This window comes from Agarivorans sp. DSG3-1, assembly GCF_046774965.1.
Classification (GTDB): domain Bacteria; phylum Pseudomonadota; class Gammaproteobacteria; order Enterobacterales; family Celerinatantimonadaceae; genus Agarivorans.
In genome coordinates this window covers 4042813-4058863 of the sequence record NZ_CP177241.1, presented here as the reverse complement: position 1 = coordinate 4058863, position 16051 = coordinate 4042813, and the positions used below count along the sequence as shown (strand labels likewise).

Here is a 16051-nt window from a genome sequence, read left to right as displayed (position 1 = left end):
TTATTCGTAGCTAAGAGGGTCTTTAACAGCATTAAGCTTGAAAGCCTCTAAGCGTTCTTGGCAAGCGCCACATTTCCCACAGGCTAAGTCACGACCGTTATAGCAAGTCCAAGTTTTAGCGTAATCTAAGTTCATGGCTAAACCATCACTTAAAATATCTATTTTAGATTGCTCTAGATAGGGGCTGATGACTTCAACGGCCTCGTAATTGGCAATAAGGCTAACCTCGTTCATCTTTCTTACAAACTCTGGTCGGCAGTCAGGGTAAATCGCGTGGTCTCCAGAATGCGCACCATAGAATACTTTTTTTGCACCTATCGATACTGCGTAACCAATAGCTAACGATAACAAAATCATATTGCGGTTAGGTACCACGGTCGATTTCATTGATTCTTCTTGGTAATCGCCTTCTGGAATATCAATGTCAGACGTTAAAGACGAGCCTTCGAGCAGCTGATTGATACTACTAATATCTACAACTTTGTGTTCAACAGATAGTTCATCGCATACGTTTTTAGCATATTCGAGTTCTTTGATGTGACGTTGACCATAGTTAAAGCTTAGAGCAAAGGGTTGCAGCCCAAGTTGCAGTGTTTTATGTAATACGGTGTAAGAATCCATACCACCAGAATATATAACTACGGCCTTTTCTTTCATTTTTTGCTCTTTAAAATATGTTTTAATACTGCTGTCGATTTTCGCTTATTATGATTTAGGATACAAATGCCACAGCCCACTTTACCGATTAATGAAATTTTTGAAACGATACAAGGTGAAGGTTTTCACACTGGGGTGCCTGCTGTATTTATTCGTTTGCAAGGCTGCGACGTTGGTTGTTCTTGGTGCGATACTAAACATACTTGGGAAGTGTTGGCTGCGGATAAGGTTCAGGTAGAGCAAATTATCGGGGTGAGTGGCGATACTGCGCGTTGGGCTAGCTATAGCGTGGAGCAGCTACTGGAAGCATTAACTCAGTACAGTGCTACACATATCGTTATCACCGGCGGTGAACCGTGCATTTATGATTTAGAGCCGCTTACTAGCGCATTAATTAGTCACGGGAAATCGGTACAAATTGAAACCAGTGGTACTTATTCCGTTAAAGCGAATGAGAAAACGTGGGTGACCGTTTCACCTAAAGTGGCAATGAAAGGCGAAAAAGAAATTTTGATTGAAGCTCTACAAAGGGCGAATGAAATAAAGCATCCTGTTGCTCGTGAACGTGATCTAGAGAATTTAAACGAGCTATTGGCTCGTTTGCCAAAAGGGCATCACGCATTAGTCTGTTTGCAGCCTATTAGCCAACAACCTCGGGCCACAGAGTTGTGTATTGAAGCTTGTATTAAAAATAACTGGCGTTTGTCTTTGCAAACCCACAAGTATATCGGAATAGAATAAAACTCCCGCTATTGAGTGGTGATGTTTATTTTACTTAATTAAGGATTGTTATGGCGATTTTGGTCACTGGTGGAGCCGGGTATATTGGTAGCCACACTGTTGTAGAATTATTAGCGCAAGGCGAAGATGTTGTTATTGTCGATAATCTTTGTAATTCACACCCTGTTTCTATTGATAGAGTTGAACAAATTTGTCAAAGAAGGCCAATTTTTTATCAGGCCGATATTCGCGATAAAAATGCCTTGATTGAAGTGTTTTCAAAGCATAGTTTCACGTCGGTTATTCACTTTGCAGGTTTAAAAGCGGTGGGTGAATCTACGACTATCCCTTTACACTATTATCAGAATAACGTTGCGGGTACTTTAGTGCTTTGTGAAGTAATGGCTGAGCATGGCGTAAAAAATTTAGTGTTTAGTTCTTCGGCAACGGTATACGGCGACCCTCATACTGTACCGATTGTAGAAAGCTTTCCTACTGGTGCGACCAACCCTTATGGTCGTTCAAAACTTATTGTTGAAGAAATGCTTGGCGATTTATATAAGTCAGATAACGAATGGAATATCGCTCTGCTACGTTATTTTAATCCGGTAGGGGCACATAAATCTGGGTTAATTGGCGAAGATCCAAATGGTATTCCTAATAACTTGATACCTTATATTACTCAAGTTGCAGTAGGACGTTTGGCTCAACTTAGCGTGTTCGGCGATGATTACAATACTGTTGATGGCACTGGTGTACGCGATTATATCCACGTTGTTGATTTAGCCAAAGGTCACTTAAAAGCCTTAGCTAAACTGGATGCAAAAGCGGGGCTAGTAACTTATAACCTAGGCACCGGCCAAGGTTATAGTGTATTAGAAATGCTTAACGCGTTTGAGAAGGTGTCTGGGAAAACGATTGCTTATCAAATATCGCCTCGCAGACCGGGTGACATTGCCGCTTGTTATTCTGACCCAAGTTTGGCTAAACAAGAACTAAACTGGCAAGCTGAATTAAATTTAGATGATATGGCTGAAGATTCTTGGCGATGGCAACAAGGCAATCCCAATGGATTTGCATCTTAATAATACATAATGATAAAAAAAGGAGCCGTTAGGCTCCTTTTTTTATGCGCAATGCTAATTAAATAAGGAAGTCTTCTTTAGATTTTCCTTCATTTTTTATGGCACGCTGAATTGGCGAAGGTGTTCTTCCTTGTCCTGTCCAGGTTTTATCTTCGCCATTTTCATCAACAAACTTGTATTTAGCTGGAAGAGGCTCACGTTTTTTACGCTCTTTAACAGGAGCATCTTCAATAATTGATAATAGTTCGCTTGGGTCGATTCCATCTTGCTCAAGCAAAGCTTTATATTTTTCTAACTTTTCGCGTTTTTCTTGCTGTAGTTTATCTTCTTCAGCTTTTAGAGTGTAACGCTCTTCTAGAATGACTTTTAATTTATTAAAGCTTTCTTCTAGCTGTTCTATCGATAATTCTTTTGTAGCGGCTTTAAGACTTCTTGCGTTTAGAAATACCTTGATGAAATCGCTCATGTTAATCCTGTTATATTTTATTAAGTTTTAATCAATCAACGTTTAAATTCTAATTACTTATTAAGCCTTGTCAATTAAGTCACAGTAAATAACTGAATTGATATTTAATTTTCGACTAATACGGAATTAACCAGATGGGTTGAAAGCTCTGCTTTTGTGGGTATAATCCAGCTACTAACGCTAAATTGTAGAGGAGCGCTGGTCAAAAGTAGTGCGGAATGGGGTGATACCAATGATTCTGTATGAAAGGGGCCCGCGCCGAAGTAACAAGTACCATCTAAACTTGTTACTGGTGCAGTGTTTAATAAATGCTGCATTGTCATAGTACACACTATGGAGAGCTACAGGGTGCATACGTTCAAAGTATGGCTATCACTCAGTTTGCTCTCTAAACAACAATAACAGAGAAAACATGCAAACTATTTCATATACAGATTCCATATTGTCTATCTTACCCCCAGTTATAGCCCTTTTAGTGGCACTAGCTACTCGCCGCGTGGTTGTGGCGTTAAGCTGCGGTATTTTAACCGGCGCATTGTTGTTAAGTAACTTTTCCTTTGGGGCTAGCGCGGTTTATCTTACCGAACTGGCTAGCGGCCTGGTGTGGGACGACGGACTAAACCTATGGAATCTACAAATCATTCTTTTCTTACTGCTATTAGGCGGTATGACCAGTTTAATGACAGCAACCGGGGCTACATCTGCTTTTGCTCATTGGGCACAAAAGCGCATTAAAACTAAGCGCCACGCAACCGTTACTACGGCACTCTTAAGCTTTGTGGTGTTTGTAGATGATTATTTCCATAGTCTTGCTGTGGGCAGTGTAGCGCGCCCGCTGACAGATCAAGCTGGTGTGTCTCGAGCAAAACTAGCTTACCTGCTCGATTCGACCGCCGCACCCATGTGTGTACTTATGCCTTTATCTAGCTGGGGTGCTTATATTATTGCCTTAATTGGCGGTATTTTGGTGACACACGGAATTACCGACATCAGCCCATTAGCAGCCTTCGCCGCAATGATTCCACTTAACTTCTACGCCATTTTTGCTTTGTTAATGGCACTAACGGTCGCTTATTTTAATCTAAACATTGGCCCAATGACGCAACACGAAAAAGCAGCGTCAGATGGCGAATTGTTTGATAAAACCAAGGGGATTCCAGCGGGCAGTGTTAATCATGACTTCCAGGCGGAAAATGGCTCACCTTTAGGTTTGGTGCTGCCTATTGTGCTACTCACTGCGGTTACTTTCGCAAGCTTTGTTGTTACTGGTGCGAATGCTATTGAAGATGGCCAAGCTTTTGGTTTGTTGGCAGCATTGGAAAATACTGATGTCACCTTGTCTTTGGTAACGGGTGGCATAGTAGGTTTGTTGGTTACTATTGGTTTCGCATTAAAGCAACAACTTAGCCTTACACAGTTATCAAATGCTATTTGGTTAGGTTTAAAAGCAATGAGCCCGGCAATTATTATTCTGCTATTTGCTTGGTCTATTAGTGGTGTTATTGGTGATATGGAAACGGGTAAATACTTGGCCGCTAAATTAGACGGTGCAATTAACCCAGCAATGTTACCAGTGCTTATTTTTGTATTAGCTGGCGTAATGGCCTTTGCCACAGGCACCAGTTGGGGTACCTTTGGTATCATGCTACCTATTGCAGCAGATATGGCAGTAGCCAGCGAAGTGAGCTTAATTTTACCTATGTTGTCGGCAGTGTTAGCGGGAGCGGTATTTGGTGACCATTGTTCGCCTATTTCCGACACGACTATTTTGTCTTCTACTGGTGCGGCTTGTCATCATATTGACCACGTAGCCACGCAGCTACCTTATGCCTTATTGGTAGCCTTTATTAGCATCGCTAGTTATTTGGTGATGGGGATGAGTGGAAGTGTGATCGCAGCGTTAGCTATTGGCTTACTATTATTTGCGATTATTAGCGCGGCTTTGTACCATCGCCAACAAACATCTGTAATCGCTGTAAATAGCTAACAAGTCGGGACAATCGCAGTAAATGGCTTCACTACACTTTAAATATGCCGCTATGAATTCGGGTAAATCCACCCAATTGATTCAAGCTCACTTTAATTACCAAGAGCGCGGCATGAACCCTTTAGCGCTTATACCTGCTATGGATACTCGTGACGGAATAGGGATTATTAAAGCGCGGGTAGGGTTATCGCTAGAAGCTGAAACCTTTTGTAAACAGCAAAACTTGTTTGAGCTATTGCAGCAAAAGCAGCAACAGACTAAACAAGACGTAGTGATCGTAGATGAAGGTCAGTTTTTAAGCCGCGAGCAGGTGTATCAATTGGCAAAAATTGTCGATGAGTTAAATATTCCAGTGATGGTTTATGGCCTTAAAACTGATTTTATGGGCGAGTTGTTTGAAGGTGCTTATCACTTACTGTGTTTGGCTGACAAGCTAGAAGAGCTTAAAACTATTTGCTGGTGTGGCAATAAAGGGCACTTTAATGCGCGTATTGATCAACACGGGCAAGTGGTTAGCGAAGGGCAACAAATTGAAATAGGTGGCAATGACCGTTACGTTTCATTATGCCGTAAACACTTTATTCAAGGCAATGCTGGCGAAGCTTAGTGTTTGTTTGAAAGATCGTTAAGGGCGTCGTTACAGCGGCGCTCTGCCGATTTTAGCTCCATTAATACCACTTGAATATCTTCTAACTGCTGCAACAAACTCTGTTTTTTTAATTTTATATTATCGATTAAGTCAAAAACCTCATCTGTGTTAGTGAGTTTGGCGTCGTACAAATCAAATAACTCTTTTATTTCGGTTAAGGAAAAACCTAAACGTTTGCCACGCAGGGTGAGCTTGAGGCGCAATTTGTCGTGTTTGCTGTAAAGGCGTTTAGTTCCCACCCTTAATGGTTGAATCAAACCTTGGTCTTCATAAAAGCGAATGCTACGGGTACTGATGGAAAATTCTTTAGCTAAGTCGCTAATCGTAAATGGTGTTTTGGTATTAGCCATGGCGTCCCTCAGTAAAATGCTTGCTCACTGAAGAGTGGGTGATAGTGTCGGCTTGGTCAAGTTAGAGAAATAGCAACCGGCGCTAGGCCGGTTGCTATCAGCGTTAAAAGCTATGGTTATATTGAATTGCAGCGATGTAGGCATCGCCTTTCGATACAAACTCAACGCCTTCTTCGTTAAAGCCGCCTTCTTTACCTTGAATGTAAGTAAAGCCGGTATCAATACTGCCTTTATCGCTTAGGTGATAAGTAAAGCCAACGCCGTAGTTGTAACGGTCGTTATCTGGAATACTAATGGTTTTGTGGGTGCGTGATGGGCTTTGGTCAAAGGCCATACCAGCACGTAGTTCCCAAGCTTGATTTAGATACCAGGTACCGCCAAAGGATACACGGTAAGAATCACTAAACTGCTCTTGTTTATTCAAGACACTGCCAATGCCTTCAGAGGTAGCATCTATCTCTTGGAAGGTGCTCCAACCTGTCCATACATAGCTATAGTGAACCGCGACAGAGTCGTTTAAGCGGTTGTAGCCAGATACTTCAAAAATATCAGGTAAATTTAGGGTTAACTCACCAGGAATAGTGTCACCACTAGTACCGTATGGGTTATCACTTAATCCAGAAGGAATGTCTGAGTGGTAGTCGCCTTTAAATTTCAAATCAACTTTAGAGCGGTAACTCATGCCAAAGCGGTGATCTTCATTTACTTCCCACATACCGCCGATGTTCCAACCAAAGCCCCAACCATCACCTTCTAGTGACGCTGCTGTACCGCCTGCTGGAAATGGGCCTCCAGTGCCAAAGTTACGGACTAATTTGGCTGTTCCGTAAACCGCATTTACGCCAGCACCAACACTAAATTGCTGATTGATTCTATATGATACATTCGGGTTTAGATTTAGCGTAATAAGCTCAGTCTGACCGGCTAAAGCGCCTGCTGCGTAATCCGCAGGGTAATCTGTAGACAAACCAAAGTTTGTAAACATACCTACACCCCAAGCCCACTTGTCACTTAGTGGTTGAATAAAATAACCCGCTGGCACAGCTGCACCAGGAACTACATCATCGTTGGTTAGGGCTTTATCTATTTCGTCTACGCCTGTATTACCTTTTACGTAAACGTCAGGAGAAATATAGGTTAATGCGCCTGACACCGCGATGGTATCAAACATAGACATGGCGGCAGGGTTACGTGCCATTACCGAAGCATTGTCAGCAATAGCGGCTTCACCAGCAAATGAACGGCCAAGTCCCGTAGCAGAGTGTTCTACCAATTGAAAACCTGCAGCGTTTACATGGCCGGCAGTGAGTGTAGCTGACGCGGCAAGTAGCGCGAGTGGCAATTTCCTTATTTTCATCGTTCCCTCTCTAATACGGGTGGAGTTTATTATCATTCGAAGTCTTGATTAGACCTCTGACCAGATTAAAAGCAAATCGCTCAAATGTTAAGGTGCTGTTAACGGTTTATTTCAAAAGTTGGAGCTGCTGCACAAAAGTTAAACAAGTGTTTAATCTTTAGTCGTAGAGCAATATAAGGGAGGATAGAGATTAATCAAGTAATGAATTGAAAGACTTAGCTGTTCGCTTTAAAAATAATCAACGCCACCTGAAGGATCAGGTGGCGTTGTAGATGTTAACACTTAAATCGCTTGGTTGAGATCTGCGGTTAAAAACGCCAAGGTTTTCTCAATCGGTTCATTACGCTCACCCACCACAACTAAACTGGCATGAGATAAGCTGCCAACCATGCCGTGCATTTTCTTGTCGGCAAAGCTTTGTACTGCTTGTAGTTCAGTAGTTTTAGGCACTACAAATACATTAACATTTGAACCCATTTTACCTTTCATAATCATATGAAACGCTGGGCTGCCAGCGTAGGCACAATGATTCACATACACTACATCACCTGGCAACTCATCAAAACTTGCCCCGTAACGCGCCAACTTGGCGTTAATGGTTTGTAAGCTTGGTTGCTCATCAACACCGCTGGTATAAGGCATTTCATGGTAGACATGCTGCAAAGCAACTTGCCCCATATCATCATAGCCAGCAGGCACTTGCCAATTTACCAAGCTAAAACTTAGCCCGATAACAAAAGCGATTGAGGCGGCCATAGCAATGTGCACGCGTGTTTTTCGACGATATTGCACTTGCGAATCATCAAAGCTTTGGCTCAATATTAAACGCTCGGCTAGGGCGTCTGGAACCTCAACGTTTAGTGCTTGTTCTAATTTGCATTCAAATTGTTGCATGTCGTCGAACAGTTTTTTGTTTTTCGGCGTCCTAGTTGCTTCCTCTATGAGCGCATCACTACGCTCACGAGGATTGGTATACAACTGGCGGCGAAACTCTAGCTCATCCATTACTTTGTCCTCGATTCTGGTCATCTTCTAGGGCTTCTTTTAGCTGGTTACGTGCTCTAAATAGCCGAGTCATCACTGTATTTTTATTGAGTTCTAACATGTCGCCTATTTCGTCCCCACTAAATCCACCAATTACTTGTAGGAGCAAAGGTTCTTTGTACTCGGGAGCGAGCTTATCTATTTGGCGGCGTAACCATTCATTCTCGATTTGCTGCTCGGTTGATGTGGCATTCACATCAGCAACAGAATGGTCTTCGATATCTACCAAGTTAAACTGCTTACGCTCGAAGCGGCGAGCATTCTCACGCCTTAGAATGGTTATTAACCATGCTTTAGCGGCCTTTTCATCTTTAAGGCTGTCGAGTGAACGCCAAGCTCTAAGGAACGTCTCCTGAACTATGTCTTCGGCAATATGTTTATCCTTTACTAGCCAATAGGCGTAACGATAAACATCCCGGTTGTAAGCCTGAACTAAGGCTTCGTAACGTTTTTGTTTTGCTTCCATATCCGACATGACCGAGTCGGTTTGGTTTTTCTTTCGAAAAAAATCAACAACCATGTAAATTCCTAGATAAAAGGCATTAGGCTAATCTGTTATGATACGTATCAAAGAGACCTGCTTTGGTCTATGTTACACACTATACACCTGATTTCGCCTTGGTTTAGATTGAAGAGTTATAACTAAGGCCTGTTGTAAATTAAAGGAAAATAGATGAAAACCAAGTTAGAAGAATCTGAAACTTGTTGTTGTGTTGATGTTGGCGCTGTGATCGATGGCGAAGAACTTACCGCAGTAGTCGAAGAGTTATTTACCGAGCAACAGCATGCTGAAACGCGCCTAAGCAATTTAGTTGAGAAAGCCCGCAAAGCTGAATCTGATCCTTGTGAGATTAGCAGTGAGATTAGTGCAGTTGAAGGTGGCTTTAAGCTGGCCGCTTCTTTCACTTTTGCTTGCCAAGCAGAAAGCCTAATCTTTCAACTAGGCTTAAACCGCTAAGCTTATGGATTGAGCGAGGATAGCGCTGGCTGTTCTTGCTCTTTTATTTTTGCCAACGTGCTTTTTAGTGCAGCGCAACGCTGATAAAAATCTACCAAATTAAGCCTCTGATCCTGTTCTCCACCCCAATTAGACTTGCTAAGAATCCGTAGTAGTGCAGCAAACTCTTTTGAAGGAGCTTGTTGAACCAACCATTTTTGCAGCGCTTGTTCAGCTTGTTGGCTTTGTTGCTGTTTACAGGCATCAGCAAATTGTTGCCAGTTATCATCAACCGAGGGTGAGAAATCAGTGTTTACCGGTGAATCAACAGCAGTTTTTTGCTTTTGCATACGGGTGAAAATTGCGATTAATAGCGCAAGAGTGATTAACCACGCTATTGCAAAAAACCATGTCCATAGGGAAGTCACAGGCTCCGTTACGGTAATGGCTTGCGCGGCTAGGTTTGTTTGAATCGGCGCTAATTGTTGGTTAACAGGCGCAGGCACTACAGTGATAGTGCGCTCTGCGACTTTCGCTAAAGCTTGTTCATCTTTGCCTAAATCCCACCATGCCAATGACCAGCCGGGTAGGGTGATTTCACCAGGGTTTACCGGAATAAGCGCTACATTCAAGCTGCGTTGAGCGAAAACAATACCGTCTTTTACAATGGTACGGTCTTGATAGGCTTCAGGGTATACGCGAAAGTCATCACCGTAGTCGAGTGTGATGTCGGGCAATTGGTCTTCGGTAATGCCTGCCACAGTTAAGTTGATAATTCGGGTAAAGGCTTGGCCTTGTTCGTAGTCACTTTGCAGTGGTTGTACTTCTTCGTATAACAGCAAATCAGTAGAGGGTAGCCAAGTGCCAGGGAAATCTGCCGGTGGGGCTTTTACTTCTAATGACAATGTTTGCGCGGCAATGTCTACCGGGCGGGCTCGGCGATTAATATCATTAGCCAGTCCACTCAAACGTGGGCCTCTTACTTCAAACTGACCGGCTTTTTCTGGCGTAATCAGCCATTGTCGAATTAGCGTGCGGTAGCGTTTACCGTCAATTACCTCTAAATCTTGTTTATCGTCACCCAGTTTTTCTATTTTTGCTCCTAACATGCTTGGCGCAATAATGTTGGCCTGATCGAGGCTATTGGCGACCCAAATTTTGGCGGTAAAGCGCACTGGCTGACCAATGTAAACTTCAGCGTTGTCTAAGCTTACTTCCATTCGAACCTGATCTTTACTCGGTTCAATGGCTTCTATTACTTTGGCTTGCAGCTGAATAGGAATAGTTTGCTCGCCACCAATGTTAAAGGAAGGGATAAGATAGGTCCCTTCGTCTCTTACTAATAAGGTGGTTGTCCAACGAGTTTGAGTAGACGATACGCCGTTAATGCTTGAGTGCTGGCGACTAGTTGACGTGCCGCCCACTACAAATTTTTGCCTTAACAGCACCGAGGAATCGAATTCGCTGGCTGGTAAGGTATCGTTAGCCACAATTTCTAAGGTAAAGGCTTGATTAACCGCGACTGGGTTTTGGCTAACTGTAGCGGTAACTTCGGTGGTGGCGTAGCTATTTAGGCTAAGTAAAAGAATAAACAATAGGCTGAGCGCTTTCACTTACCAATTCTCCTGATTGCTGGCTTGACGGCGACGTTTTTGATACTCGAGATACATTTTATTTCGCAACAGTAAGCTCGGGTCGTTGGGCAAGTTTTCTAGCCACTGCTGTAATTCGTCTTGATTGAGATCTTCTGGCGAGCCTGCTTGAGTCGCTTGTTGCTGTTCGGCATCTTCTTGGGACTCACTAGGTTCTTCGGCTTGAGCTTGCTGTTGTTCATCTTCGCCCGCTTGCTGCTCCGACTCTTGCTCACTCGCCTGTTGTTCTTCTGATTCTGGCGGAGATTGCTCACCTTCACCTTGCTCTGATTGCTGTTCCTGCTGGTCGTTAGAGTCTTGTTGCTCAGAATCATCTGATGATTGTTGAGATTGTTGCTGTTGGTTTTGCTGTTGCTCCAACAGTTGTTCTATTACTGATTTATTGTGCGCTGCAGCTTCTAGCTCGGGGTTTCGTTGTAGAGCTTGCTCGTAGGCTGAAATAGCTTCGGGGTATTTTTCTAACTGACTTAAGGCATTTCCTTGATTGTACCAACCTTCAGCACTGTCATCTTGGGCAAAAAGTTGCTGAGCCTGTTGATATTCGCCGGCTTTATAGTGTGCCGATGCTTGCCAATTGGGATCGGTAAATAACTCAGCAGCGTCTTTAAATTGTTCTTGTTCAAAAGCCTGTTGGGCCTGTTGTGCTTGGTTTTTCCAAATGTCAGCGGCACTAGCGGGTTGTATAGAAATGAAGCTGGTTACGGTTAAGCAAACAATCAATAAATCGGCGCGGCGAACGCTGTTAAGCAAAAGCAATAAAATGAGGGGTAGTAAGAAGTAACCGACGTCTTTGCGTATTTGCCCTTGTTGGGCACTTTGTTGCTCATTATCTGCTTTACGGCTGCGTAAAGAGGCCAGTTTTTCAATGTCGCTATTATCGGCTGAAATGAGCTGACAAATACCGCCAGTTGATTGGCAGAGCGGCAAAAAGAACTCGGCTTGTAACTTTGGAATAACAATGCTGCCGTATTGATCTTTAAGCATACTGCCGTCTTCAAGCGGGATTGGCGCGCCTTCTTCAGTGCCAAGGGCTAGCATCGAAAACCGCAAATTATTGTCTTGCAAGCTGGCGAGGCTTAAGTCCATTTGTTGTTGATTGATGCCATCACCGATAACTATTACATCGCCTTTGGCATAACCCGCTTGTTTAATTAGCTGAGCGGCTTGTTCTATGGCTAGATTAAGCGCCGATCCATGAGCTGGCATTAACTCTGGTTTTAAATGCGGTACTAAGTTAGCCAGTGTATTAGTATCACTGCTTAAGGGGCTGAGTACAAATGCATCTCCGGCAAAGGCAATTAATGCTGTTTCACCATCGCGCCATTGTTTAAGTAAATCCAGCGCTTTGTATTTAGCCAGCTCTACGCGGTCGGGTTTTACATCGCGAGCACGCATAGAGTAGGACATGTCCATGATTAAAACGCGGGCACTTCCCTCGCGGTACAAGGGCACATTATCGCTAACAATGCTGGGCCCACTTAAGGCCAATAGAATTAATGCAAACAAGGCTGCAAGCGGCCATTGTGAGTGCTTGTGTTGTTTGGGCGAACTCACTAAATACTTGGCAATGTTCGGGCTAAGCAATTGGCTCCAAGCAGATTGTTCTCGGCGATGCTTTTTAAACAATAGCAGCAGTAATAGCGGGCTCAGCAATAACCACTCGGGACGCAATAAGCTAATATCTTGCATTATTGAACCTCCTTTGTAGCGCTGAATCGCTGGCTAATGAACGGAGCTGCCAGGCTAATTAACAACACTAAAGCCGCTAGAGCCAGTGGCCAATAATACAGTTCATATTGCGGGCGATAGTATTGCTCTGCTTCAGAGATAGGATTGAGTGCGTTAATCTCTTCATAAATTTGGGCTAGCTCATCGGTGCTGCGCGCTCGATAATACAGACCGCCGGTCAAATCCGCGATTTTTTGCAGTGACTCTTCGTCTAAATCATGTGAAGGATTGACTTTGCGGGTGCCAAACAAAGTTTGTTGCAGCAGCTCATCAGCGCCGACCCCAATGGTGTAAATCACGACTTGGTTTTTTGCTGCCATCTCGGCCGCTTGCATTGGGTCTACTGTGCCAGAGGTGTTTTGCCCGTCGGTAAGCAAAATGAGTATGCGCTGCTCGGCAGGGTGGTTCATTAATTGTTTTATGCCAAGGCCAATGCCTTCACCAATCGCTGTTCTGTCACCCACCAAACCATGCACTAATTCATCCACCTGAATTAACAAGGAGTCCATGTCAAAACTTAAAGGTGAAGAGAGGTAGGCGTGGTCGGCAAACAATATCATGCCTACGCGATCACCTCGGCGTTGCTCAATAAACCCTTTGAGCAATACTTTTAAGGCGGTTAAACGATCTACCGCTTCGTCATTAAGTTGCATGTCTTTAATTTGCATACTGCCCGACATATCGACGGATAACAGTAAATCGCGCCCTTGCTCGTTAATGCCTTGCACTTGGTCGTCGAGCCAAACAGGGCGAGCAAACGCCACTAAACAAAGTAGCCAAACTAGCCATTTCAAGCCTTGTTTTAGCGGGCTGTTGGTTTTCTCTAATACGGCTTGTTGTTGGGTAAAGGGTAAGCTGGTATTAAGCAGTTGCTCGTTTTGTTGTTCTTGTTGGGAGCCACTAAAACGCTCTACTAACCAAAGCAGCGGCAGGGCAACAAATACATAAGGCCAAATAAACTCAAACATGCCGGCCTCCTGTTTTTGATGTTATTGGGCTTGGAGTGTGAAGGCCAAATAGTGAAGCTGCGGTAAGTGGTGGGCGTAACTGTTTGATCCACTTTTTGCACAGTTTGGCTATATCTTCATCTAATGCGGGCGCATCGGCGGCATAGAGTTGTTGCTGCCATTGGCTTTGTAATTCAATGAATGCATGTTGTTTCCCGCTGTAAGTGCTGTCTAAAAAGCTGAGCCAATCCTTGCCACTCAAAGAGGCTACTTGTTGGCGCGGGTAATAACTTAAGGCTAAGCGCTTCATTAGCTGATTGGTGCCGGCTAAGTTCATTGGCTGTTGTTTTAGTGCTTGTAGGGCTTCTTGGCGCGGCTTACACAGCTGTTTGTAACGCCAAGCAGCAAATAGGCTTAGTGCCAGTAACAATACTAATGCGACCGCGAGCACCCACCAACCTACAGCGGGTAAGGCCGTTTCAAAGTTACTGGGTAAAATAATGTCTTTTAACTGGGCTAAGGGGGTTGATTGCTCAGGCATAGTCCTGCCACTCGAAAGCTGTGGAAAAATGTTGATGAGGAATGCGAGCTTGTTGGAGCATGACATCTATGGATTGCTGACGCTGTTTCGCTAAGCGCATAAATTGCTGGCGAAACGTTTTGTTGTCGGGTTGCAAATAGCCTTCTTGCTTGCCATTACTCACTTGCAGCTGCTGAGCACTAGAGGCGCGAGGTAGCTGTTGTTCTAAAGGGTCGCTTATTTGCCAAGCAAATACTTGATTGTGGCTAGATAAGCGCTGTAAGTGCAATGCAGAGGCTTTATCAAAATGATAGAAGTCACTGATTAAATGTACCTGATAACCGGTTTTTACTAGCTGGCACAAGGTTTCTAAACTGGCGTTTGGCGAGCTTTGAATGATGTGGTTACTGTTTAAGGCTGAAAACTGTTGGTTATGTTGCTCAACAATGGTTTGTAGTTGGGCTAACCAATGGGTTCTGCTCGCTGCTGGTTTTTCGTTGTGGCTATGCTCACCTAGATGAAGCATTAACGCGACCCGTTCGCCAAGCTGCTGGGCATTCCAACCTAAACAAGCTGCCAGCTCACTGGCAAACACAGATTTAAGCTTCTCGCCACTGCCAAAATACATGGAGTGAGATAAGTCGAGAAAGATAAATACCGGGTGCTCTCGGTCTTCTCTAAACAGCTTGGTATGAGTTTTACCTGTGCGCGCGGTGACTCGCCAATCAATACAGCGAATGTCGTCACCGGGTTGGTAATGGCGCACTTCATCAAACTCCATGCCGCGACCACGTACTTTACTCAAGCGATTGCCATGGCGGCTGCTAGATACATTGCGCCAAGGCGGCATTTGCAAATGAATGGCGCGCGCTTCAATAAGCTGCTCTATATCTACACTAACTGGCGACTGCCGCGTGATGGTATCCATTAGGCAAATGCAACCAACTCAATTAAGCGCTGAATAACCGCGTCGGCTTGAATGCCTTTTGCTTGGGCTTGGTAGCTAAGTAGCAAGCGGTGGCGTAATACCGGGTAGGCGAGTTGCTGAATGTCTTCTGGGCTAACAAAGTCTCTGCCTTCTAACCAAGCTTTTGCGCGAGCGGCACGGGCCAAAGAAATACTGGCGCGAGGGCTAGCCCCAAACTCTAACCATTGGCTAAACTCATCGGTATAGCGTTCAGGCTCACGAGTGGCAACGACTAGATCAACAATGTATTGATTAAGCTGCGGCGCAATATGTACTTCCATAATGGCGCGGCGCAAGGCAAATAATTTTTGTTGAGTGAGCGGCTCTGGCTGGCGTAAGTGTACTTGCTTGGCTTCACGCTCAGTGAGTTCTAAAATTTTTAACTCGTTTTCGGCATCAGGGTAGTTCAAACACAGTTTAAACATGAAACGGTCAAGCTGGGCTTCAGGTAAAGGGTAAGTCCCTTCTTGTTCAATTGGGTTTTGGGTTGCCATTACCATGAACAGCTTAGGCAGTGCATAACTGCTGCTACCCACGGTGATTTGCTGCTCAGCCATGGCTTCTAACAAGGCCGATTGAACCTTAGCGGGGGCACGGTTAATTTCATCAGCCAATACCAAGTTATGAAAGATAGGCCCTTTTTGGAAACTGAAACTGGCCGTTTCAGGGTGGAATACATCGGTACCGGTTAAATCTGCGGGCAGCAAGTCGGGCGTAAACTGGACTCGATGAAAGTCACCTTCTATACATTCAGATAGCGCTTTAACTGCGCGGGTTTTTGCTAAACCTGGAGGGCCTTCTACAAGTATGTGCCCATCAGCTAACAAAGCGATAAGTAATTGATCAATAAATTCTGTTTGGCCAACAATGCTTTGATTAAGATAGTCTTTAATGGCCGATAAAGTGTTATTGCTCATTTTTTCCCTTGAATTGTTCATCGCTGGGGGATGATAAAACACTCTGGCGAATGGCTCAAAATTTTCCT

The 16051-nt window shown here is 44.1% G+C and carries 17 protein-coding genes and 1 riboswitch; of the genes, 5 read left to right on the top strand and 12 right to left on the bottom strand.

Annotated elements, in window-relative coordinates; genetic code table 11:
* Positions 1-684 carry a 7-cyano-7-deazaguanine synthase QueC gene (gene queC / locus ACLD71_RS18795; protein WP_411994883.1) on the bottom strand — a complete coding sequence of 228 codons (684 nt, stop codon included), beginning with the start codon at positions 682-684 and terminating at the stop codon, positions 1-3.
* A gap of 39 nt (positions 685-723) precedes the next feature.
* Between queC and queE the strand changes: the two genes are divergently transcribed.
* Both queE and galE read left to right on the top strand, forming a co-directional pair.
* Positions 724-1398, top strand: a complete 675-nt coding sequence (gene queE / locus ACLD71_RS18790) for a 7-carboxy-7-deazaguanine synthase QueE (protein ID WP_411991640.1) — start codon at positions 724-726, stop codon at positions 1396-1398.
* Between the two features lie 50 nt (positions 1399-1448).
* On the top strand, positions 1449-2462 hold the full coding sequence (galE, locus tag ACLD71_RS18785; protein WP_411991639.1) for a UDP-glucose 4-epimerase GalE: 1014 nt from the start codon (positions 1449-1451) through the stop codon (positions 2460-2462).
* Between the two features lie 58 nt (positions 2463-2520).
* Here the strand turns inward: galE and ACLD71_RS18780 are convergent, their stop codons facing one another.
* Positions 2521-2928, bottom strand: coding sequence for an H-NS family nucleoid-associated regulatory protein (locus ACLD71_RS18780; RefSeq protein ID WP_411991638.1), 408 nt, complete (start codon positions 2926-2928; stop codon positions 2521-2523).
* Between the two features lie 180 nt (positions 2929-3108).
* Positions 3109-3280: riboswitch (Lysine riboswitch) on the top strand.
* A gap of 60 nt (positions 3281-3340) precedes the next feature.
* On the opposite strand from ACLD71_RS18780, the gene ACLD71_RS18775 reads away from it, so the two are divergent.
* Positions 3341-4915: a Na+/H+ antiporter NhaC family protein gene (locus ACLD71_RS18775; protein ID WP_137675032.1), complete on the top strand. Its 1575-nt coding sequence runs from the start codon at positions 3341-3343 to the stop codon at positions 4913-4915.
* Positions 4916-4937: 22 nt separating this feature from the next.
* On the top strand, positions 4938-5522 hold the full coding sequence (locus ACLD71_RS18770) for a thymidine kinase (RefSeq protein WP_137675031.1): 585 nt from the start codon (positions 4938-4940) through the stop codon (positions 5520-5522).
* Here the strand turns inward: ACLD71_RS18770 and ACLD71_RS18765 are convergent.
* The 4 genes from ACLD71_RS18765 to ACLD71_RS18750 form a co-directional block, all read right to left on the bottom strand.
* On the bottom strand, positions 5519-5914 hold the full coding sequence (locus tag ACLD71_RS18765; RefSeq protein ID WP_137675030.1) for a MerR family transcriptional regulator: 396 nt from the start codon (positions 5912-5914) through the stop codon (positions 5519-5521). The genes ACLD71_RS18770 and ACLD71_RS18765 overlap by 4 nt on opposite strands.
* Positions 5915-6017: 103 nt before the next feature.
* Positions 6018-7271: an outer membrane protein transport protein gene (locus ACLD71_RS18760; RefSeq protein ID WP_137675029.1), complete on the bottom strand. Its 1254-nt coding sequence runs from the start codon at positions 7269-7271 to the stop codon at positions 6018-6020.
* 282 nt (positions 7272-7553) lie between these two features.
* Entirely contained in the window at positions 7554-8300 is a 747-nt protein-coding gene (locus tag ACLD71_RS18755) for a DUF3379 family protein (RefSeq protein WP_137675028.1), read from the bottom strand.
* A complete protein-coding gene (locus ACLD71_RS18750) occupies positions 8269-8835 on the bottom strand; it encodes a sigma-70 family RNA polymerase sigma factor (RefSeq protein ID WP_411991637.1) in 567 nt (188 codons plus the stop codon). The genes ACLD71_RS18755 and ACLD71_RS18750 overlap by 32 nt, the downstream gene beginning before the upstream one ends.
* Before the next feature lie 153 nt (positions 8836-8988).
* Between ACLD71_RS18750 and ACLD71_RS18745 the strand changes: the two genes are divergently transcribed.
* Positions 8989-9273, top strand: coding sequence for a YfcZ/YiiS family protein (locus ACLD71_RS18745; RefSeq protein ID WP_303512627.1), 285 nt, complete (start codon positions 8989-8991; stop codon positions 9271-9273).
* Between the two features lie 2 nt (positions 9274-9275).
* Here the strand turns inward: ACLD71_RS18745 and ACLD71_RS18740 are convergent, their stop codons facing one another.
* Genes ACLD71_RS18740 through ACLD71_RS18715 form a run of 6 tightly spaced genes read right to left on the bottom strand, consistent with a single transcriptional unit; the run spans position 9276 to position 15983 of the window.
* The gene (locus ACLD71_RS18740; RefSeq protein WP_411991636.1) at positions 9276-10865 is read right to left on the bottom strand and encodes a BatD family protein; all 1590 of its coding nucleotides are present in this window, start codon (positions 10863-10865) and stop codon (positions 9276-9278) included.
* Positions 10866-12593: a VWA domain-containing protein gene (locus tag ACLD71_RS18735; RefSeq protein WP_411991635.1), complete on the bottom strand. Its 1728-nt coding sequence runs from the start codon at positions 12591-12593 to the stop codon at positions 10866-10868.
* The gene (locus ACLD71_RS18730) at positions 12593-13600 is read right to left on the bottom strand and encodes a VWA domain-containing protein (protein ID WP_411991634.1); all 1008 of its coding nucleotides are present in this window, start codon (positions 13598-13600) and stop codon (positions 12593-12595) included. The genes ACLD71_RS18735 and ACLD71_RS18730 overlap by 1 nt, the downstream gene beginning before the upstream one ends.
* Entirely contained in the window at positions 13593-14120 is a 528-nt protein-coding gene (locus ACLD71_RS18725; protein ID WP_411991633.1) for a DUF4381 domain-containing protein, read from the bottom strand. Before ACLD71_RS18725 ends, ACLD71_RS18730 begins: the two co-directional genes overlap by 8 nt.
* Complete coding sequence (locus ACLD71_RS18720) at positions 14113-15027, bottom strand: DUF58 domain-containing protein (RefSeq protein WP_411991632.1); 915 nt, start codon at positions 15025-15027, stop codon at positions 14113-14115. The genes ACLD71_RS18725 and ACLD71_RS18720 overlap by 8 nt, the downstream gene beginning before the upstream one ends.
* On the bottom strand, positions 15027-15983 hold the full coding sequence (locus ACLD71_RS18715; RefSeq protein ID WP_137675020.1) for an AAA family ATPase: 957 nt from the start codon (positions 15981-15983) through the stop codon (positions 15027-15029). Before ACLD71_RS18715 ends, ACLD71_RS18720 begins: the two co-directional genes overlap by 1 nt.
* Between the last annotated feature and the right edge of the window lie 68 nt (positions 15984-16051).